Origin of the sequence: Amycolatopsis sp. NBC_01480 (genome assembly GCF_036227205.1) — a bacterium.
GTDB lineage: Bacteria > Actinomycetota > Actinomycetes > Mycobacteriales > Pseudonocardiaceae > Amycolatopsis.
On sequence record NZ_CP109442.1, the window covers coordinates 4,476,020 to 4,495,903 of the forward strand.

The window sequence follows — 19,884 nt, forward strand, 5'->3', positions numbered from 1 at the left end:
GGGGAGGACCGCGTGAGCACCGTCCTGACGCTGGCGTTCGTGCTCTCGATCGCCGCCGCCTGGCATGCCCTGCGCCGGCGGATCAGGCAGGGGCCCAAGCCGGGCAAGCACAAGCCCAGCCGGCGGGCCACCATGATCGCCGTCATGGTCATCCTCGGGATGCAGACCGTGGTCCTGGCGCCGTCCGCGAACGCCGCCGCCTGCGGTGAGGCGCCGAATCCCGAGCGGCCGGGCTCCGGCATGGTCGGCGCGATCGACCCGCCGGAGGGCCACGGCGAGCCGAACAGCGCGTACATCGATTACAGCTACGCGGGGCTCGTCTGGGACACGTTCCAGACCGACTGCTCCCCGCTCTCCAGCATCGCCTCGCCCAGCTCGACCATCGACACCTGGGCGGGCAACCAGCTGTTCAACGTCGGCAAGAACATTGTCGGCGCGACCAACTCTCTGCACTACACCGTGCTCGAGGGCGGTCTGCTGAACCCGATCTACAACGCCGTGAAATCGGGCGCCGAGAAGGTCTACAACAACATCTACGCGCAGCTGTTCGGGCTGGTCGCGCTGATCATGTCGATCATGCTGTTCCGCAACATCTGGCGCGGTGACCTGGCCGCGGTCAGCAAACGGGCGCTGTACGCGCTGGCGGCCGTGTGGCTGGCCGCGTCGTCACTGGCAATGCTCAGATACTTCGACCCCATCGACAGGGCGATCGTCCAGACCACCACGAACATCCAGGCGGGCTTCGTCGACGAGAGCTCCGACCGGATCGTCCGCGACATCCTGCCGACCAACCTGCACACGCAGATCGTCTACAACAACTGGCTGCGCGGCGAATTCGGCAGCCCGACGGCGCCGCAGGCCGACCAATTCGGCAAGCCGCTGCTGGACGCGCAGGCCTTCACCCGCGACCAGCTGGTGAACGGCGACGACGGCAAGCAGAACGTCGTCGACGCCAAAAAGGCCGCGTACAAGGACATCTCCACCAAGCTCGGCCCCGCGACCGGCTACTTCACCGGGGAGTCCGGCGGGCGGACCGGGGCCGGGTTCCTGGCGCTGGGCCAGAGCATCGTCTACTCGCTGTTCCAGTTGCTGGCCAAGGCTTCCGTGCTGCTCGCGCAGGTGCTGATCCGGCTGTTCGCGCTCACCGCGCCGTTGATCGGGCTGGTGGCGCTGCTGCACCCGGACATCCTGCGGCGCGTGCTGAAGGTGGCCGGCGCGGTGGCGTTCAACCTGGTCGTGCTGTCCGTGCTGGCCGGGGTGCACGCGTTGCTGCTGCAGGCGATCTTCGACGCGGGCAACTCGCTGAACATGCTGACGCAGATGGTGCTCGCCGGGCTGGTCACCGTGCTGCTGTTCATGGTCGGCCGCCCGGTGCGGCGGTTGTGGCAGATGGTCGAGATGTCCGTGAGCATGGTCGGCGCCGCGGTGCCCTCGCCGTCCGGCGGGATCTTCTCGAAGTTCCGCAAGGGCGCGAACGGGCCGACACCACAGGATTCGTTCTGGCAGAACGTGCGCGAGACCGACGACGTGGTGGACGGCGAAGCCCGCGGGCCGATGGGCGCCACCGTCGGCGGTGGGCGTTATCGCCCCGAGGCAACGGTTTTCGCCAGCTCCCAGCGGCTCGACAACGGCTCCGGCGCGGTCCGGCCGGCCGCCGCGTGGTCCGGCGCGCCGTGGCCCGGCGCCGTGGGCTCGGGCGGATCGGCGGGCGCGCTCCCGGCCGGACGCGGGGGCTCACCGGTTTACGGCCAGTACAACCCGGTTTCCGGCGAGCCCGGCGATTACGTCGTGGGCAGCCGCCGGCTGCCGGCGCAGGAGAGCCGCCGCGTCGACACCTCGCCGGTCGCCGACCTGCGCTGGAGCGACGAGCCCGAGCCAGTGGTGGTGCCGTCCCGGATGAACAACGCCGACCGCGGTTACACGACGCCGGAGTCGGTCCCGGGCCAGGCCAACGTGTACACGCCGCCGGGCATCCGCGCGCAGCCGCGCCGGGTGGACCCCGAGGTCGTGGCGGGCAAGCCGGTGTTCGTGCTCTACCGCCCCTCGCGGGGCATCGAGGTGCGCGACACCGACCAGGTCATGGGGCGGTGACGGATGCCGATCCGCACCAACCGCGGCCGGGCCGCGGTCTACCGACGCCTGTGGGGCTGGCCGTTGCGCTCGCCACGGCACCTCGCCGGGACCTTGGTGTTCCTGGCCATCCTGGTCACCGCGCTCGGCATCGTGCTGCCGAAGACGATGGGCAAGCCGGCCGCCGCCCAGCCCGGCCCTTCGGCGACCAGCTCCGTGCCGCGGCCCGGCCTGGCCGCGCCGGTGGCGACCCCCTCGACGCTGCCCACGCGGCTGTCCAGCCCGCTGGCCACGCCGACGTCCGCGCCGCCGAACCCCGAGGCCGTCAATGTGGCGAAACAGTGGGCCACGGCCTGGGTGAACCACCCGGCGGGCATCTCGAACGCCGACTGGCTCAACGGGATGCGCGCGCTGACCACCGACGAGTTCCTGCCCGTCATGTCCACTGTGGACCCTTCGAACATCCCGGCCACGCGCTTGACCGGTGACCCGGCCGTCACTTCCTCCTACACCAGCTCCGTCCAGGTCGTCGTCCCCACCGATGGTCCGAAGCTCAGCATCACCGTGGTCAACACCGGCGCGGGGTGGCGAGTGGCGGACTACGACCAGGCGGGCTGAGTCCGGTGAAGCTCGGGATCCTGGTCGGGGTGCTGATCGCGGCGGTGTTCGCGACGGTGCTGACCACCAGCGCCGTGACCAAGGTGGTGGTGGACCAGCAGCAGGCCGCGGCCGGCGGGCTGATGAACACCTCCTGCGACGCCGCGATCGGCCCGACCCAGCCGGGCCAGCCCCAGCAGGGCGCCGCCGACGCGTCGAACCTGGACCAGGAGCAGAAGGGCACCGTCGCGCTGATCATCTCGATCGGCAAGCAGCGCGGCCTCGCCCCGCGCGCCTGGCAGGTGGCGATCCAGGCCGGCATGACCGAATCGGGCCTGCACAACCTCGACCACGGCGACCGCGACTCGCTCGGCGTCTTCCAGATGCGCCCGTCGATGAACTGGGGCAGCGCCGCCGAGGTGACCAACCCGAACTACGCGATCAACAAGTTCTTCGACGTGCTGCTGTCGGTCCCGGACTGGACGAACCTGCGTCCCGGCGACGCGGCCCAGTCCGTGGAGCGCTCCGGTTTCCCCGATCGCTACCACAAGTGGGAGGCGATGGCGGCGGTCCTGGTGCAGAACCTGGGCCAGGTCGTCGACGCCGCCGGCTGCGGGCAGGGGCTGGGCGCCGCGCTGCCGCCGAGCCAAGCGGCGGCGCAGGCGATCAAGTTCGCGTTGGGGGAGCAGGGCAAGCCGTACGTCTGGGGCGCGACCGGGCCCAACGCGTACGACTGCTCCGGCCTGATGCTGCGCGCGTACGAGTCGGCCGGCGTGATCCTGCCGCGCGTTTCCCAGGACCAGTACAAGGCGGGCGCGATGCTGCCGGTGCGGAACGCGCAGCCCGGGGACCTGATCTTCCTGGCGACCGACCCGGCGGACCCGTCGACGATCCACCACGTGGCGATGTACCTGGGCGACGGCAAGATCGTCGAGGCCCAGCAGACGGGCGTCCCGGTGCACATCCGGCCGTTCTCCTTCGACGAGGCGGAAGTGGTCCCGCAGGCGGTGCGTCCCGGCGTCTAGCATGGGGTTTGGGAGTCACCGGCTCTTGACACCGACCGGGGTGACCGCTATGGCCTGTCCGATGACCCGGCGACGGGCCCGATTCACCCGAAGTCGCGGCCTGTCCACGAGCACGCGGCCGCGCGCTGGCAGAGGATGACACACGTGGCACGGAAATTCGGCAAGCGAGGCAAGCCCGGCCCGGGCGAGCCCCAGGACCCGCGAACGCTGTTCGGCGCACCGCAGCCGCAGCGTCAGTCCGCGCACCCGGCGTCCAGCACGCCGCTGGCCGACCAGCTGAACCACGGCTGGCCCGGCGTCGATGCCGGTTACGTGGTGCTGCCGCGCTCGCTGGCGGAGGGCATGTCGCTGCCGTGGCAGCAGCAGATGGCGGCCCTGCTGGCCCAGTTCCACGCCGAGCACGCGCGCCTGACCTGGCCGGTCTACCGCGTGGTGCCGTCCCGCTACGAAAAGCTCGTGGATCTCGACGAGGAACAACTGGCGGAGGCCGGTTATCTCGTCGAGATCGACACCGAGGGCGAGATGATCTACCGGGAACGCAGCGGGCGCAAAGTGGCGGATCCCCTGAACACGACCGTGCTGGTTTCCTGCCTGGACCCGATCCCGAAGCCTGCTCCGCGGCCTGCCGCCCCTGCTCCCACGACGGGTCCCCTGGCGGCCCCGGCGGCGATGAACATCGGACCGGCGCCGGTGTGGCGGACGGTGCCGCATCCGGGTGGGGCTGAGGGTGGGGTGCCGGGTTCTGGTGTTGCTGGCACCGGTCTCGGCGCTTCTTCTGTTGCTGGTCCCGGTGCTGCTGCCTCCGGTGCTTCTGCAGCCAGTCTCGGTGCTGCCGGTTCTGCGCCTCCCGCTGGCCCGGGCGCGACTGGCCCTCGTCCCGGTGCGAGCGGCGCGGCTGCTTCCGGCGCTGGTGCGGGCGGTTCAGCTGTCGGCGGATCCACCGGGGCTGGCTCCGGTGCGGGTATTTCCGGCGGCCCGGAGGGGCACGAAGGCGGTGCTGCTGCGCCGGGCACCACCAGCGGACCTGGTGTTGCCAATGGACCTGGTGGTGCTGCGCCGGGCGTCGCTGACGGACCTGGTGCTGCCAACGGACTTGGCGCTATTGCGCCCGGTGGCGCGAATGGACCTGGTGCGTCGGGCGCCCCGATGTCTGGGGCTCCGAGCACAGGTCCGGTGGTTTCTGGTGCGCCGGGCGGAAGTCCTGTGGTGCCTGGTGGACCGGGTGCTCCGGGTGTGGCGCCGGGAATCCGTCCGAGGACTGGTCAAGCTCCGGCTGCGCCCGAGACGGCACCGCAGGCCTCGGCCGGTGCTGCTCCCGCCGGTGCGTCAGACAACACGATGTCAGCCGCCACAGCCCCCCGCGCCGATCCCGTGCCCGATGCTGCGCAGTCCGGTTCGGCACCGATGCCTGCACGCCCTGCGCGGGAGACCTTCCCGCAGTGGTCGCCCGGGCCGACACCGAAGTGGTCGACTACGCGCTCGCACGCTTCGGACCAGACGGGCGAGCCCGAGGCCGTCCAGCGCCAGCCGCTCCATCGCGCACCGATCGAGCAAACCCCGGAACCGGGCCAGCTTCCCCTGGAACCGGGTCGGCTCAGCCCGGAACCGGCCGTTCCGGCCGAGACCTCCTGGTCTCAGCCGGAACAACACCCACGGCACGATCGCGAGCAGACACCTCCACCCGCAGCGTCACCTGAACCCCAGCCTGAACCGGCAACTCGACCGCACGCCTCCGTCGCGCCCTTGGAGGCGACTGCTCCGACGTCACCGGCAGAGCAGCCGACGGACGCAGCGTCGCCTGAACTGGACAGCGAAACCTCCACGGATTCTGTGCCGAGCCCGCCTCGAGAGCCCGTCGCCGAGGCGCCCGCTCCGTCGACCGACCCGGCCGCGGAGCCAGAGCAGACCGGACAGACCGAACCCGAGGCTGCCGACTTGGCCGAACCTGCCGCCCAGCCAGAGCCCGCGGGGTCGGCTGATGAGGCAGTGACGCGGCCTGACGTAACGTCGCAAGCCGACCCGGCTGCTGAGCCCGAGCCGGCTGGCCGGACCGAGCCATCTGCTCGATCCGATGCCGACGAGCCAGGAGAACCGACCCCCGAGACCGAACCCGTCGCCAAGCCAGACCCCGCCGTCAAGCCAGAACCTGTAGCCGAGGCGGAACCCGTTGCGGAGCCTGAACCTGTTGCGCCGCCGACGGTTCCGGCGGAACAACCAAACCGGCCGGAAGCTGCTGCGGCGCCGATGGACTCGTCGGAATCGCCGGTGACGGAAGGGCCGGACGAGCAGCGTCACGAGGCTGCTGCCGAGCCGCCCGTGCGTCCGGCGGATGTTGCGGCTCAGCCGCAGGCGGGACCGGTGCCGCCTTCGGAGTCGCCGCAGCCAGGTTGGTCGGCTCAACAGGAAATGCAGCCGACGGAGCCGGCAAGCCACCCTGGCCCGCCACCGCAACAAGTGAGCCACTCGGAACAGCCGCAGTCGGACCGGCCTGTGCAGCCGCCGCATGAAGTGAGCCACTCGGAACAGCCGCAGGCGGATCGGACTGTGCAGCCGCCGCATCAAGCGAGCCGACCGGAGCAGCCGCCGACGGGCGGACCCGTTGAGCCGCCTTGGCACGGGAATCAGCCCAAGCACGAGAGCCTGCAGCAGTCGCAGGCGGGCGGACCCGTTCAGCCGTCACAGCAGGAGAACCAGCCAAAGCACGAGAGTCGGCAGCAACCGTCGCCGTCGCCGTCGCCGCAGCCGCCGCAGCAACCGCAGCCGCAGCAGCAGCCGCCGCAGCAACCGCAGCCGCAGCAGCAGCCGACGCAGCCGCAGTTGCCTCAGCCGTCGTTGCCGCAGCCGCAGGGGCAGCGGCCGGCGTTGCCGCAGCCTGGTGGGGGGCGTTCGGCGGGATTCGGGCCGGATGGGCGGCCGTTGCCGGTGTTTCCCGGGCAGGAGACGGGACCCGCCGGGCCGCCGCCACCGGTGCGGAGTTTCCGGGCCGCACCGCCGGTGTTCCCGGGGCGGGAGCCGGTTGTGCCGCCGGTGCCCACCGGACCGCCGGCGCCCGCGGATTCACAGGCGACCGCCGCGCAGCCGGGGCCCGCAGAACCACAGGACAGTGCCGCGCAGCAGGGGTACACGCCGCAGAAGCCCGCGGAGCACGGCCACACAGAGCAGGGCCACGTGCAGCACGGGTACGCGGAGCAGCAAGGCGCTGCCGCCGCGGGGCAGCGGACGTCCGCTGGGGTGCAGGGACCCGCGCAGCAGCCGGGCGGGTTGCCGCAGCCTCAGGACCCGGCTGGGCAGTGGGTTCAGCCGACACCGGCGGAGCAGCAGGGGTTCGGCGGGGCTCAAGGAGCCGCGCAGCCGCAGTCGTCGATGGCTCGGCGGCTTGGGGGAGAGGCCGGGGGTGCTGAACCGCCGCAGGTGCGGGATGCGCCGATCGCTTTTTCGGCTCCCTCGCCGGCCGATGACGTCGAGACGCCGCCTCGGGGGACGCCGCTGCCGCAGTCACGCGGGTGGTTCGACGAGTTCGAGAACCGCGAGGACAACGGTGGCGGCGGCGAGTTCGGCCCGACCGGCGAGCCCACGGAGATCCCCTACAAGTACCGGAAGTGACGTCGGCACCGGTAACCCGAATCGTCCCGCCGGAGTGACAGGCGCGTCCCCGGGTGCCACGCTACGAGGCATGGCTGACGACCCGAACCCGGACCAAGGCTGGTACTACAACACCCGCACCAACGAGGTGGAGCACCTCGAACGGAGCCGGAGCATCGACCTGCTCGGCCCGTACCCCGACGAGGCCACGGCCCGCCGTGCGCTGGACATCGCCCGGGAACGGACCCGACAGGCCGACGCAGCCGACCACGCCTGGGACGGCGACTGACCGCGAGCGCCCCCGCCCAACCGACCGCCTGAAGCGCCCCGACGTGGCGTTCGGCGCGTGGGTGAGGGCTGGGCGCGGAGCGCCGGTGGGGCAGAGGCTGGCGCACCCAACGCCACGTCGGACGGGCTGGCCGCACTCGACGCCGTGCCCGGGTGCGTTGGGCGCCACCAACGCCCATGTTGGCCGCGACTGACGCCACATTGGGACGGTCCCCAGCCGCTCGAGCAGGCGCAGCCAACCCCCAGCCAGCCCAGCAAACAGCAGCCGGACAGAACAGCCTCAGCGCAAAGCAGGAACCGAAGGATCCAGCACGAACTCCGGGTCCACCTGTGCCTCCAGATCGGCCCCCGTACGCCCGTTCCCCCAGGCACGAGCGTTGCGCAGGTGGAATTCCACCCCCTGCCGCTGGTACCGCGCCCAGTCGCGGGGTTCGGCGTCCACCGTGGACAGCAGGCGGGACAGGGTGTCCAGGTTGTGCGGCTCCAGTTCGCCGATGGGGCGGGGCGCGCCGCGCTCGGCGGCTCGGACGTGGCGGGAGGCACTGAGCCAGCCGATCAGGGCGTCGCCGAGTTGGGTGCTCAGGAATTCGACGTCGTCGGCGTCGGTGACTTTGTTGCCGACCACCATGAGGCGCACGCCGAAGTCGCGGGCGTGGTCCGCGTACTGGCGGTAGACGCCGACGCTGCGGAGCGTCGGCTCGCAGACCAGGTACGTCACGTCGAAGCGGGTGAACAGGCCGGAGGCGAACGCGTCCGCGCCGGCCGTCATGTCCATCACCACGTACTCGCCCGGGCCGTCGACCAGGTGGTTCAGCAGCAGCTCCGCCGCGCCGACCTTCGAGTGGTAGCAGGCCACGCCGAGGTCGTCCTCGTCGAACTGGCCGGTGACGCCCAGCCGCACGCCGCCGAGGGGGCGGAAGCACGCGTCGAAGACTGGGTTGTCCTCGAACGGCTTCACCAGGCGCGATCCGCGGCCGGGCGGGGTGGTCTTGATCATCGACGCGGCGTCCGGGATCCGCGGGTTGGCGCCGCGCAGGTACTCCTTGATCAACGCCATGTTGTCGCCCAGCGTCGGCCACGCGAGGGCCTGCTCCTCGGTGGCGCCCAGCGCCACGGCGAGGTGCTGGTTGATGTCGGCGTCGATCGCCAGCACCGGCTTGCCGGCGTCGGCGAGGTACGAAACGAACAGCGAGGACAGCGTGGTCTTCCCGCTGCCGCCCTTGCCGACGAACGCGATCTTCACGGCGAAACCCTTTCGGAAATGAAGATGGTTTTCATTGTTGGACGGGCTCAACGTACACCCGACCGGCGCGCGCCCGAACGGGCGATCACGGGCGCTTCAGCGGGATACTGTTGTGTGGTGCCTCCACTCGTGATCAGGACACACGCGGCGGGAGGGGACTTCGGTCGTCTCCGGGCCGAGTTCGCGCTGCCGGAGTCCTTCGGCCCGGAGGTGCTGGCCGAGGCGGAGCAGTCGGTGCTCGACCCGCTCGCGTCGGCCGGCGGCCGCGAGGACGCGACGAACCTGCCGTTCGTCACCATCGACCCGCCCGGTTCCAAGGACCTGGATCAGGCGATGCTCGTCGAGCGCACCCGCCGCGGTTTCCGGGTGCACTACGCCATCGCGGACCTGGCGGCGTTCGTGCCGCCCGGCGGCGCGCTGGACCGCGAGGCCCGCCGCCGAGGCCAGACGATGTACCTGCCCGACGGCAACGTCCCGCTCCACCCGCCCGTGCTGTCCGAGGGTGCCGCGAGCCTGCTGCCCGGCGAGGTCCGCCCGGCCGTGCTGTGGACGATCGACGTGGACGAGGGCGGCGAGCCGGTGGAGACGCGCGTGCGCCGCGCGCTGGTCCGGTCCACCGAGCAGTTCGACTACGAGACGGTGCAGGCCGCGCTCGACGCCGGCCGCCCGCACCCGTCCGTGGCGTCGCTGCCGGAGCTGGGCCGGGTCCGGCGTGAGCTGGCCGTCCGCCGCGGGGCCGTGGAGTTGCAGCTGCCGGAGCAGGAAATCAGCGGCGACGCCGACGGTGGCTGGGCGCTCGCCCGCCGCCCCCGCACCGCCGTCGACGCCTGGAACGCGGAGATTTCGCTGCTCACCGGAATGGCCGCCGCGCAGATCATGCTGGACGCGCGGATCGGCGTCCTCCGCACGTTGCCGCCACCGGAGCCGGACGCGGTGGAGTGGTTGCGTCGTTCGGCGCACGCGCTGGGGGTGGCCTGGCCGGAAGGGCGGACGGTCTCGGAGTTCCTGTCCTCTTTGGACCCCGGACGCCCCTCCTCGATGGCGCTGTACGCGGACACAACGCGTCTCCTGCGCGGCGCGGGCTACACCTCGTTCGACGGCGAGCGCCCCGGCCTCGACACGCACGCGGGCATCGGCGGTGCGTACGCGCACGTCACGGCGCCCATCCGACGCCTGGTCGACCGTTTCGCCACGGAGGTCTGCCTGGCGGTGACGGCGGGGCGCGAGGTGCCGTCGTGGGCGCGGGAGGCGCTGGAGGAGGTGCCGTCGAAGATGTCCGCTTCGGACGTGCTGGCCGCGCGCGTGGAGCGGGCCTGTATCGACCAGGTGGAGGCGTGGGTGCTGGCGGAGCGCGTGGGTGGTGAGTTCACGGCCGTGGTGCTGCGCGCGGAGGAGACGAAGGCGGAGATCCTGGTGGAGGACCCGCCGGTGATGGCGAAGTGCGCGGGCGAGCGCTTCCCTGAGGGCGAAAGAATCGGAGTCCGCCTGACCGCAGTCGACGTCGACAAGCGAAAGGTGCTGTTCGAACGCGTATGAGAACCCGCGACTTACTGGACGACCTGGGCGAACTGGTACCGATCGACGGCGCGCCGTCGCGGGTGGTCTCGCTGGTCCCGTCGCTGACGGAGGCGGTGGAGGTGAGCGCCCCCGGACGCCTGGTGGGTGCCACGGACTACTGCACGCACCCATCCACATTGGACGTGGTGAGGATCGGTGGCTCGAAATACCCAACCCTGGACCGCGTCCTGGACCTGGCCCCGGACCTGGTGCTGGCGAACTCGGAGGAGAACCGCCCGGAGGACGTGGAACGCCTGCGCGCCAACGGAATCCCGGTGTGGGTAATGGAAGCCAGCGCCACCGTCCCGGCCGCCCTGGGCTCGTTGCGCCGAATCCTGACCCAGGCCTACGGCATCGCGGAGCCCACGTGGCTGAACGAGGCGGAGGACCTGTGGCGAGAGGTCCCGCCGATCAGACACCACGCAGTAATCCCGGTCTGGCGCAAGCCCTGGATCGTCCTGGGCCGCAACACCTTCGCCGGTGACGTACTACGGCGCGTCGGAGTGGAGAACGCCTACGCGGATTCGGCCGACCGCTACCCCCGTCCCCCGCTGGACGAGCTACAGGCCCGAGCGGACGACCTGGTGATTCTGCCGGACGAGCCATACGAATTCACCGCCGAGGACGGCCCGGGTTTCTTCCCGGACGCTAGGCCGGTGCTGGTGTCGGGCCGGTATCTGACCTGGTATGGCCCTTCGCTTGTTGACGCGCATGCTGCATTGAACGAGGCGCTCCGCACCCTGTAATCCGCGACCGTCTTGTCCGACTTTCGTGTAGTGGCGCGGGTTTGGTCGTGTAGGTCCGTCCGGATGGCGTGGTGATGGTGCCTTCGCCGCCGGGCTTTGTGGCGTAGGTCCACCCCGGCTGGTCTTTGAGGTGGTGATGGTTCTGGCAACGCGGAGCAAGGTTGTTTTCGGCGGTATGGCCGCCTTTCGCGAAGTCGCGGGTGTGGTCGATCTCGCTGTATTGAGAGGGCCGGTGACATCCGGGATGCTGACAGACGCGATCGCGGGCTTGGACAAGGTCGGCGAGGGCGGCGGGCGGCCGGTAGCGAGTGCGCCCGACGCTGAGAACCTGCCCGGTATCCGGATCGGTGATGATGCGCCGCCACACTGAATTGGCGTCGCCTGCGAGTTCCCGCCCGAGCCAGGCAGGGATAGTGCCATTACCTGCCAGCTCGGCGGGTTCTTCGTTGAGCCCGGCGAGGGTCAGCAGATCGACGTAGACGTAGATGACGGGTGCGATGCCACTGTTGCCGGGTGATCGGTTGAGTAACCGATCGGAGAGGATATCGGCGCGTAACTGTTCGAGAGTTCGTTCGTCACCGCGACGGCGGAGCTGCCGAGCGTGCTGGTCGAGTGAGGTGTAGATGGCGGAGGCCTGTTCGACGGGAAGGTCGCAGAAAAGGGTGGCCATGGTTTCGTCTTGGTGGATAAGGCAAACGCTGCGTTCGCGCCGCCGAGCCCGAGACCGCCGCTCGTAACCCGCAGCATCAACCTTTTGCACTACGCGATTAACAGCCGCCCGAAGCGACGAGGGGTTCTTCCCGGCAAGTCGGGTCGCAACAATGGCGTCAACCTGGCGAGCCATGTCATCGGAGAGGACATTGGTCGGCTCGAACACCATGCGGGCTTTGAACCCGTCGATCTCTCCGCGTTGGAAGGCAGCGAAGGTCCGAGGCAGCCGAGTAGTTAGAGCTTGTGCCAGCGCGACCTCGGCACCGGCACGCCGTTCGGTAATGGACAGCTCCAAGGCGAGTTCGGCGGCAACAGAACGAGATGACCCGCTCGCAGCGAACGCGGCGATATCGGCTGCCTGCTCAGCCTCCATTTGTGCTATCCGAACAGCTCGATCGCGAATCCGAGTCAACACCTCGGACGAAGAATCCCCAGAACAACTCACCCTTCAATTTTACCGAAAACGACGCCGAAAAACGTCACTAAATGGGGTGAAACGAAACATGGCTACGCGACATAACCAGCACAAATGCCCACACCTCCCCGACCCCGATCCCCGCCGCCCACACGCTCACTGGGATTTGTCAAGGCATCTTTCCAGCCTTGACAAATCCCAGTGAGCGTCAGTGACACTTAAAAATCGGGGCACCACCCTACAACGTAATCCCCGTCAACACAGTGACACGTTCCTCGGTCAGATCAGCCATCGCAGCCGCCGGCCCCTCACGCCCGACCCCCGAGTCCTTCACGCCGCCATAAGGCATCTGGTCAGCCCGAAAACTAGGCACGTCACCCACCAAGACCCCGCCGACCTTCAACCGAGCGGACACGTCAAAAGCAGTCGGAAGGTCGCGAGTGAAAACACCAGCCTGAAGTCCGAAGCGCGAAGCGTTGATCCGCGCAACACCTTCGTCCACCGAGGAAACCCGGATCAGCGAAACCACCGGCCCGAAAACCTCCTCAGCCATCATCGATGCATCCTCAGGCACGTCAGCGAGCACGGTCGGCTCCACGGCGGCACCAGAACGGCCACCACCGGTCAGCAAGGTCCCACCTACGGCCACCGCATCCGAGACCCACGACTCGACCCGCACGGCGGCAGCCTCGTTGATCAGCGGGCCGACATCCACCCCATCCTCGCGCGGATCACCTGTCCGCAACGCAGCGACCTGCGCAAGCACCTTCTCCCGCAACGAGTCATACACATCGGTATGCACGTACACCCGCTGCACCGAGATACAAGACTGTCCAGCCTGGTACATGCCGAACGTAGCGATCCGCTGCGCCGCAAAGTCCAGATCTGTCCAATCAGGACAGACCAACACCGCGCCATTACCACCCAGTTCGAGCGCCACATGCTTACGCGGCACGCTCTCCCGAATGCTCCACCCGACCGGAACCGAACCAGTGAAAGAAACAACAGGCAGCCGAGGATCCTTGACCAGCTCGGCAGTCTCCTCATTGCCGATAGGCAGAATCGACCAGCTGCCCGCAGGAAGCCCCGTCTCGGCCAGGATCTCGCCAAGCAGCAACGCGGTCAGCGGCGTCGCAGGCGCAGGCTTAAGCACGATCGGCGCGCCAACTGCGATGGCGGGTGCGACCTTATGCGCCACCAAATTCAACGGGAAGTTGAACGGCGTAATGCCCAGCACCGGCCCGCGAGCCACCCGCCGGACCAACGCGATCCGCCCAGTCCCACCAGGATCGGTGTCAAGACGCTGCAACTCACCGGAGAACCGCCGAGCCTCCTCAGCCGCCCACCGGAACGTCGAAACCGCACGGCCGACCTCACCACGAGCCCACTTCAACGGCTTACCCGACTCAGCCGTGATCAGCTGCGCAATCTCCTCGGACCGCTCACCCAACACCCGGGACACGTGGTCCAACGCCCCCGCGCGGACGTGCGCAGGCAACGTGGCGAACTCATCAGCAACGTCAGCCGCAGCCTGCACAGCCGTCTCGATGTCCGATGTGGACGGTACGTGGTGCGAACCAGCCTCGCCGCCGTCGAATGGATGACGGACAACGGCGTTGGTGTCATTGGTCACCGGCTTGCCGGCGACCCAGAAGGGGACGGTCACTTACGAGCCTCCACACGGATCGCGTACTCGAGGACGGACAACCCCTCATCGAGCAACTCATCGGACAGGGAAAGAGGCGGCAGCAGCCGAACGACATTGCCGTAGGTGCCACAAGTCAGGACGACCACGCCGAGCGCGTGGCAGGCCGCGGCGGCGCGTTTGGTCAAGTCCGCGTCTGGCTCCACCCCACCCGGCTTGACGAACTCCGCCGCCAGCATCGCGCCACGCCCGCGAACGTCACCGATCACTCCGGTCTCCAATGCCAGCGCCCGCAACCGACGCAGCACCTGCTCCTGGATCCGTCGCGCAGAAGAGGCCAGGTCCGCCTCCCGCATGATCTCGATCGACCCAAGCGCCGCAGCACACGCAACCGGGTTGCCACCGTAAGTACCACCAAGCCCACCCGGCCCGACAGCGTCAAGCAACTCCGCACGCCCGGTCACCGCAGCGAGCGGCAGCCCACCCGCGATCCCCTTGGCCGTAGCGATTAGATCGGGCACCACACCTTCATCACTGGAAGCGAACCAATCACCAGTACGACAGAACCCGGTCTGCACCTCGTCAGCGACGAACACCACGCCGTTGGCCGTGCACCACGCCGAAAGAGCAGGCAGGAACCCAGCCGCAGGCTCAATGAACCCACCCTCACCCTGAATAGGCTCGATCACCACAGCGGCAACCTGGTCCCCGCCGATCTGCTTCTCTATCCGATCGATCGCAACCCGCGCAGCCTCGACGCCGTCCAACCCGTCGCGGAACGGATAAGAACCAGGCACCCGATAGACCTCAGGCGCAAACGGCCCGAAGCCGTGCTTGTACGGCACCGACTTCGCGGTCAGCGCCATCGTCAGGTTGGTCCGCCCGTGGTAAGCGTGGTCGAACACCACCACCGCCTGCCGCCCCGTCGCGGCGCGAGCGATCTTCACCGCGTTCTCCACGGCCTCAGCACCGGAGTTGAACAGCACCGACTTCTTCGCGTGGTCGCCAGGTGTCAGCTCAGCCAGCGCCTCACAGACCTCCACATAACCCTCATACGGCGTCACCATGAAACAGGTGTGTGTGAACAGCCCCACCTGCTCGCGAACGCGATCGACCACCGCAGGCGCGGAGTGGCCGACGTTCGTCACAGCGATACCGGAACCGAAGTCGATCAGCACGTTGCCATCAGCGTCAGTCAGCAGCCCACCGCTCGCAGACGTGATGTACGCAGGCAGCGTGGACGCAACCCCAGCTGCGACGACGTTCGCCCGCCGCTCCTGCAGCGCGCGCGACGCAGGGCCAGGAATCTCGGTAAGCAGCCGACGCTGCTGGGGTGCCGGTGCCTGAGGCTCGGCGGCGGTCGTAGTCACGGGCGGCTCCTGGAAACGGGCTCGTGAGTGCCTACGACGGTTCTAACCGGCACAAACACTCACGACTGGCTGGGTCGTTCACCAGAGTGCGGCCGGGAGGGCACGGCGTCATGTGGCCAAGCTGTCCAAGTCGGCACGTAGAATTAGCCACTATGGCACTGACTCTGCGCGCACTGGCCGAAGACCGACCGCTGGGCCTGCGAGTGGTCGCCGGAGCGGCAGCCCTGGACCGCCCGATCAGCTGGGTCCACCCCACCGAACTAACCGACCCGCAAGCCTTCCTCGAAGGCGGCGAACTCCTCCTCACCACCGGCCTAGCGCTGGACGAAGCGACGTCAGCCGCCTACGTCCAACGCCTCGTCGAAGCCGGCGTAGCAGGCCTCGGCTTCGGCGTCGGCCTGAGCCACACGCGCGTGCCCGAAGCACTACTAACCACCGCAGACAACATCGGCCTACCCGTCCTCGAAGTACCCAGGAAGACCCCGTTCATCGCCATCACTCGCGCCGTCTCCCGCTCAGTGGCCGCCGACGAGTACGCCGCCACAATCCGCGTCGGCAAGGCCCAACAAGAGCTGACCCGAACAGCCGTCGGCAAAACCGGCCCCGCCGGAGTGGTCCGCCGCCTGGCGCGACTCGTCGACGCCTGGGTCGTCCTGTTCGACTCCGCCGGCCGGGTGACCGAGGCCGCTCCCGCCGCCGCCCGCGCGTACGGCGAACGCCTCGACGTCGCCGGACTTCGCGCCGGCACCCGCGTCATCCCGCTCGACGACGACGAGGTGGTCCTCCAAACCCTGCACACCCGCGGCACCCTCGCCGTCGGGCGAAGGGATCCCCTCGACGCGCCCGGACGGCACATCGTCAACACCGCCGTCTCGCTGCTTTCCCTTGCCCTGGAACAGGATCGCACGCAGCACGCCGCGTTGTCGCGACTGCGCACCGGCCTCCTGGACCTCCTCGCGGCAGGACAGGAAGACCTCGCCCTGGACGTCCTGCGCACCGTTCAAGAGGTACCACCCCAGCCGTGGACCGTGCTCGCCCTGTCCGGCACGAAAGGCCAGCGCAACGCCCTCTACGACCGGCTCGAAACCCTTGCCGGACAAGTGTTCTTCGCCCACCACCACAACCTGCTGATCGCCGTGACCGACGACGCGGACCGGGTGATATCAGCGACCCAGGACGTCGGCGAGTTCCACGTGGGCCTAGCCGAGGCGGACGTCTTCGCCACCGCCCTCCACCAAGCAAGCGAGGCAGCGGCCGCCGCGCGCACCACCGACGTCCCGCTCGTCCGCTACGCCGACCACGCCGGCCGTGGACTCCTCGAACTGCTGGAACCCGAAGCAGCACAAGCGTTTTCCGCCCAGCTGCTCGCCCCATTGCGGGCCTTCGATGCAACCGGCCGCGGGGACCTGGAGACGTCGTTGCGCTGCTGGCTCGAGCACCACGGCCACTGGGACCTCGCCGCGACGAAGCTCGGCGTGCACCGGCACACCCTGCGCAACCGCGTGACGAAGGCGGCTGAACTGCTCGGCCGGGACCTCGACTCGCCCGGTGTGCGCGCCGAACTCTGGCTGGCGCTGCAGGTCAGGTCGTGACGAGCAGCGCGATCGGCGAGTCCCCGCAACGGCGCAGGGTCAGGCCGCCGTCCGCGGTGTAGGGCTCGGCGCCGGAAGCCCACCAGGCCGGCACGTCGACCGCGCGCACCAGCGAACCCGTCGCCTGCCGGACGCTGTTGGACACGATCACCCGGCCCTGCGCGTTCAGCAGCGCCGCTTCGCGTCCCAGTGAGCGAAGCCGCTTTCGCACCGTACGCTCGAACTCGCGCACGTACACGTCCGCGCCGACAACCCCGGCGAAGCCGTCTCGCTCGACCGGCAGCGTGAAGGTGAGCGTGTACTCGTCAGTGCAGAGGTAGTCGACGTACGGGCCGTTGATGTGCCTTCGCCCGCTGTCGCGCGGCACCGTGAACCACGATTGGCGCGTGTAGTCGAGGAAGTTCTCGCTGTCCGGGTCAAGCGAGATGAACAGCTGTTCCGGCGGCTCGCCCTCCTCGGCGGGGCTGGTCCACCACTCGAAGCCGAACTCCTGGTCGGACAGCACGTGCGGCGCGCTGACGAAGCCGGCGCCGATGACCAGGCCGCCGAGGGCCTCGATGACCTGCGGCCGGATTCGGTGCAGGGCGGCCGAAGCCGAGCCGCCCGGCTCGGCGAGCAGGGACTCGGCGGCGGCCAGTACCGGCTTCAGCCGTTCGAAGATCTCTTCCACCAGCGCGGAAACCTGGGCCACGACTTCATCGCCGGTCAGCGTTCGGGTGTCGGTCACGATGCTCACCTCGGATGCGGGGTCATCGAAGCTTACGGCGTTTCGAGGCTTAAGTGGAGATCGGCTAGCCGATCCAGTGCGCCCAAAATGTGGTCCTCGGTGAGCTTCCTGGCCAGTTCGCCGTCTGCTGCAGCGATCGCGGTGACGATCGCGCGGTGCTCAGCGTAGGCCTGCTGGGAACCGTCTTCGCCGCCGAGGGGCACCCAGAGCAACCCCCCGCGTTCGCTCTGCAACTGAACTTCCTGGTTGGTGAGCCGCGGCGACTGCGCGGCCGCCGCCACCTCGAGGTGGAAGTGCCGCTCGGCGCGGGTCGCGTCGGGCCCGGTGGCGTCGACCAGGTCCTCGGCGGCCAGCCGCAGCCGTTCGAGGTCCTCCGGCGAGCTGCGTTCCGCGGCGAGCTTGGCCGCGGAGCCGGCGACGGCGAGGTAGTGGTCGCCGAAGTCGCGCAGGTCCGCGAGCGAGACCAGACGCAGGCGCTCGGCCCACGAACTCGGCGCCGGCCAAGCGGGCGTGCGGACGAAGCTGCCGCCGCCCCGTCCGCGGCGCGTTTCGACCAGCCCTTGGTGACGCAGGACCGCGAGCGCCTCTCGCACCGTGACCGTGGAGACGCGGAACTGCGCGGCCAGCTCGACCTCGCTCGGCAGCTGCTCGGCGTCGTCGAGCAGGCCGAGGGTGATGGCGTCCAGCAGCCTCGCCGCCACCGCCTCAGCCCGGCCGAGCTGGTCCAGCGGCGCGAACATGGCCAGTCGCGCGTTGTTCGGCATCTCCTTGCGCATGAGTCCACCCGTCTCGCACCTGCGATTGAGTCAATCCTGCCCCAGAGTCTTGTGATTTGAAATATGGAGTTATATGTTTCAGCCTGCCACGGAGAGTCAGGAGGCGTACGCGTGCAGGAATTGAAGCACTACGTCGGCGGGAAGTTCGTCGACTCCCTGTCCGGTGCGGTCGCCGAGATCACCGATCCGGTGACCGGCCGCCCGTACTGCACCGCTCCGGTGGCCGGTGCCGAAGACGTCGACCGCGCGCTGAAGACCGCCGCGGAGGCGTTCGAGAGCTGGCGCGAGACCACGCCGGCCCAGCGTCAGCTCGCGCTGCTGAAGATCGCCGACGCCGTCGAGGCGCGTGGTGAGGAGATCGTCCGCGTCGAGTCCGCGAACACCGGGAAGCCGGTCGCGCTGACGATGTCCGAAGAGCTGCCGATGATCGTCGACCAGCTGCGCTTCTTCGCCGGCGCCGCGCGCGTGCTGGAAGGCCGGTCGGCGGGGGAGTACATGGAGGGTCACACCTCCTTCATCCGCCGCGAGCCGGTGGGCGTCTGCGCGCAGGTGACACCGTGGAACTACCCGCTGCTGATGGCCATCTGGAAGATCGCGCCCGCGCTGGCGGCCGGGAACACGATCGTGCTCAAGCCGTCCGACACCACGCCGGCGTCGACGCTGCTGCTGGCCGAGATCTGCGGCGAGTTCCTGCCCCCGGGCGTGTTCAACGTGGTCTGCGGCGACCGCGACACCGGCCGCGCGCTGGTGGAGCACGAGATCCCGGCGATGGTTTCGATCACCGGCTCCGTCCGCGCGGGCATCGAGGTGGCCGCCGCCGCGGCCCGCGACGTCAAGCGCGTGCACCTCGAGCTCGGCGGCAAGGCCCCGGTGATCGTCTTCGAGGACGCCGACCTCGACCTCGCGGCCGAGACGATCGCGATGGCCGGCTACTTCAACGGCGGCCAGGACTGCACTGCAGCCACCCGCGTGCTGGTCTCCGACGACGTGCACGACACCTTCGTCGCCGCGCTCACCCGCCAGGCCGAGGCGACCAAGACCGGCCTCCCGGACGACGACACCGTCGCGTACGGCCCGCTGAACAACGCCGCGCAGCTGGAAAAAGTGGCCGGTTTCGTGGACCGCCTGCCCGAGCACGCCACCGTCCACTGTGGAGGACGGCAGGCCGGCGACGAGGGCTACTTCTACGAGGCCACGGTCGTCTCCGGCGTCACCCAGGACGACGAGATCACCCAGAACGAGGTGTTCGGCCCGGTCATCACCGTGCAGCGGTTCAGCGACGAGGCCGACGCGGTGAAGGCCGCGAACGGCGTGCCGTACGGGCTGGCGTCCTCGGTGTGGACCAAGGACCACCAGCGGGCCATGCGGGTTTCGGCCAGGCTCGACTTCGGCTGCGTGTGGATCAACACCCACATCCCGCTGGTCGCCGAGATGCCGCACGGCGGGTTCAAGAAATCGGGCTACGGCAAGGATCTCTCGCTCTACGGCCTCGAGGACTACACCCGCGTCAAGCACGTGATGAGCGCGCTGTAACCCGAGA

The 19,884-nt window shown here is 69.3% G+C and carries 16 protein-coding genes; 9 read left to right on the forward strand and 7 right to left on the reverse strand.

Annotated elements, in window-relative coordinates:
* The first annotated feature begins 12 nt into the window (after positions 1-12).
* The 3 genes from OG371_RS21560 to OG371_RS21570 are packed head-to-tail and all read left to right on the forward strand — an operon-like array spanning position 13 to position 3,692.
* Positions 13-2,091 (forward strand): magnesium transporter, encoded by a 2,079-nt coding sequence (locus OG371_RS21560; RefSeq protein WP_329071922.1) that lies wholly within the window; start codon positions 13-15, stop codon positions 2,089-2,091.
* Positions 2,092-2,094: 3 nt separating this feature from the next.
* Positions 2,095-2,688: a hypothetical protein gene (locus OG371_RS21565; protein ID WP_329071924.1), complete on the forward strand. Its 594-nt coding sequence runs from the start codon at positions 2,095-2,097 to the stop codon at positions 2,686-2,688.
* 5 nt (positions 2,689-2,693) lie between these two features.
* Complete coding sequence (locus OG371_RS21570; RefSeq protein WP_329071926.1) at positions 2,694-3,692, forward strand: C40 family peptidase; 999 nt, start codon at positions 2,694-2,696, stop codon at positions 3,690-3,692.
* A 15-nt stretch (positions 3,693-3,707) separates the two neighbouring features.
* Here the strand turns inward: OG371_RS21570 and OG371_RS21575 are convergent, their stop codons facing one another.
* Positions 3,708-4,169 (reverse strand): hypothetical protein, encoded by a 462-nt coding sequence (locus tag OG371_RS21575; protein WP_329071928.1) that lies wholly within the window; start codon positions 4,167-4,169, stop codon positions 3,708-3,710.
* 2,550 nt (positions 4,170-6,719) lie between these two features.
* Between OG371_RS21575 and OG371_RS21580 the strand changes: the two genes are divergently transcribed.
* Positions 6,720-7,295, forward strand: coding sequence for a hypothetical protein (locus OG371_RS21580; protein WP_329071930.1), 576 nt, complete (start codon positions 6,720-6,722; stop codon positions 7,293-7,295).
* Positions 7,296-7,365: 70 nt separating this feature from the next.
* Positions 7,366-7,563 (forward strand): hypothetical protein, encoded by a 198-nt coding sequence (locus tag OG371_RS21585; protein WP_329071932.1) that lies wholly within the window; start codon positions 7,366-7,368, stop codon positions 7,561-7,563.
* Between the two features lie 279 nt (positions 7,564-7,842).
* Here the strand turns inward: OG371_RS21585 and OG371_RS21590 are convergent, their stop codons facing one another.
* Positions 7,843-8,805, reverse strand: a complete 963-nt coding sequence (locus OG371_RS21590) for an ATP-binding protein (protein WP_329071934.1) — start codon at positions 8,803-8,805, stop codon at positions 7,843-7,845.
* A 129-nt stretch (positions 8,806-8,934) separates the two neighbouring features.
* On the opposite strand from OG371_RS21590, the gene OG371_RS21595 reads away from it, so the two are divergent.
* Entirely contained in the window at positions 8,935-10,341 is a 1,407-nt protein-coding gene (locus tag OG371_RS21595; protein ID WP_329073240.1) for an RNB domain-containing ribonuclease, read from the forward strand.
* Positions 10,338-11,108 (forward strand): helical backbone metal receptor, encoded by a 771-nt coding sequence (locus tag OG371_RS21600; protein ID WP_329071936.1) that lies wholly within the window; start codon positions 10,338-10,340, stop codon positions 11,106-11,108. The genes OG371_RS21595 and OG371_RS21600 overlap by 4 nt, the downstream gene beginning before the upstream one ends.
* On the opposite strand, the gene OG371_RS21605 is transcribed toward OG371_RS21600, so the two are convergent.
* From OG371_RS21605 to gabT, 3 genes are all read right to left on the reverse strand, one after another.
* Positions 11,011-12,264, reverse strand: a complete 1,254-nt coding sequence (locus OG371_RS21605; RefSeq protein ID WP_329071938.1) for an HNH endonuclease signature motif containing protein — start codon at positions 12,262-12,264, stop codon at positions 11,011-11,013. The two genes, OG371_RS21600 and OG371_RS21605, sit on opposite strands and share 98 nt — an antisense overlap.
* A 208-nt stretch (positions 12,265-12,472) precedes the next feature.
* Positions 12,473-13,900, reverse strand: a complete 1,428-nt coding sequence (locus OG371_RS21610) for an aldehyde dehydrogenase family protein (protein WP_329071939.1) — start codon at positions 13,898-13,900, stop codon at positions 12,473-12,475.
* Complete coding sequence (gene gabT / locus OG371_RS21615) at positions 13,897-15,249, reverse strand: 4-aminobutyrate--2-oxoglutarate transaminase (protein ID WP_329071941.1); 1,353 nt, start codon at positions 15,247-15,249, stop codon at positions 13,897-13,899. The genes OG371_RS21610 and gabT overlap by 4 nt, the downstream gene beginning before the upstream one ends.
* A 152-nt stretch (positions 15,250-15,401) precedes the next feature.
* On the opposite strand from gabT, the gene OG371_RS21620 reads away from it, so the two are divergent.
* A complete protein-coding gene (locus OG371_RS21620; protein ID WP_329071943.1) occupies positions 15,402-16,841 on the forward strand; it encodes a PucR family transcriptional regulator in 1,440 nt (479 codons plus the stop codon).
* Here OG371_RS21620 and OG371_RS21625 read toward each other — a convergent pair.
* Together OG371_RS21625 and OG371_RS21630 are read right to left on the reverse strand one after the other, a co-directional pair.
* A complete protein-coding gene (locus OG371_RS21625) occupies positions 16,831-17,568 on the reverse strand; it encodes a cache domain-containing protein (RefSeq protein ID WP_329071945.1) in 738 nt (245 codons plus the stop codon). The two genes, OG371_RS21620 and OG371_RS21625, sit on opposite strands and share 11 nt — an antisense overlap.
* Before the next feature lie 32 nt (positions 17,569-17,600).
* A complete protein-coding gene (locus OG371_RS21630; RefSeq protein WP_329071947.1) occupies positions 17,601-18,344 on the reverse strand; it encodes a FadR/GntR family transcriptional regulator in 744 nt (247 codons plus the stop codon).
* Positions 18,345-18,455: 111 nt separating this feature from the next.
* Between OG371_RS21630 and OG371_RS21635 the strand changes: the two genes are divergently transcribed.
* Complete coding sequence (locus OG371_RS21635) at positions 18,456-19,877, forward strand: gamma-aminobutyraldehyde dehydrogenase (protein ID WP_329071949.1); 1,422 nt, start codon at positions 18,456-18,458, stop codon at positions 19,875-19,877.
* Positions 19,878-19,884 lie beyond the last annotated feature (7 nt).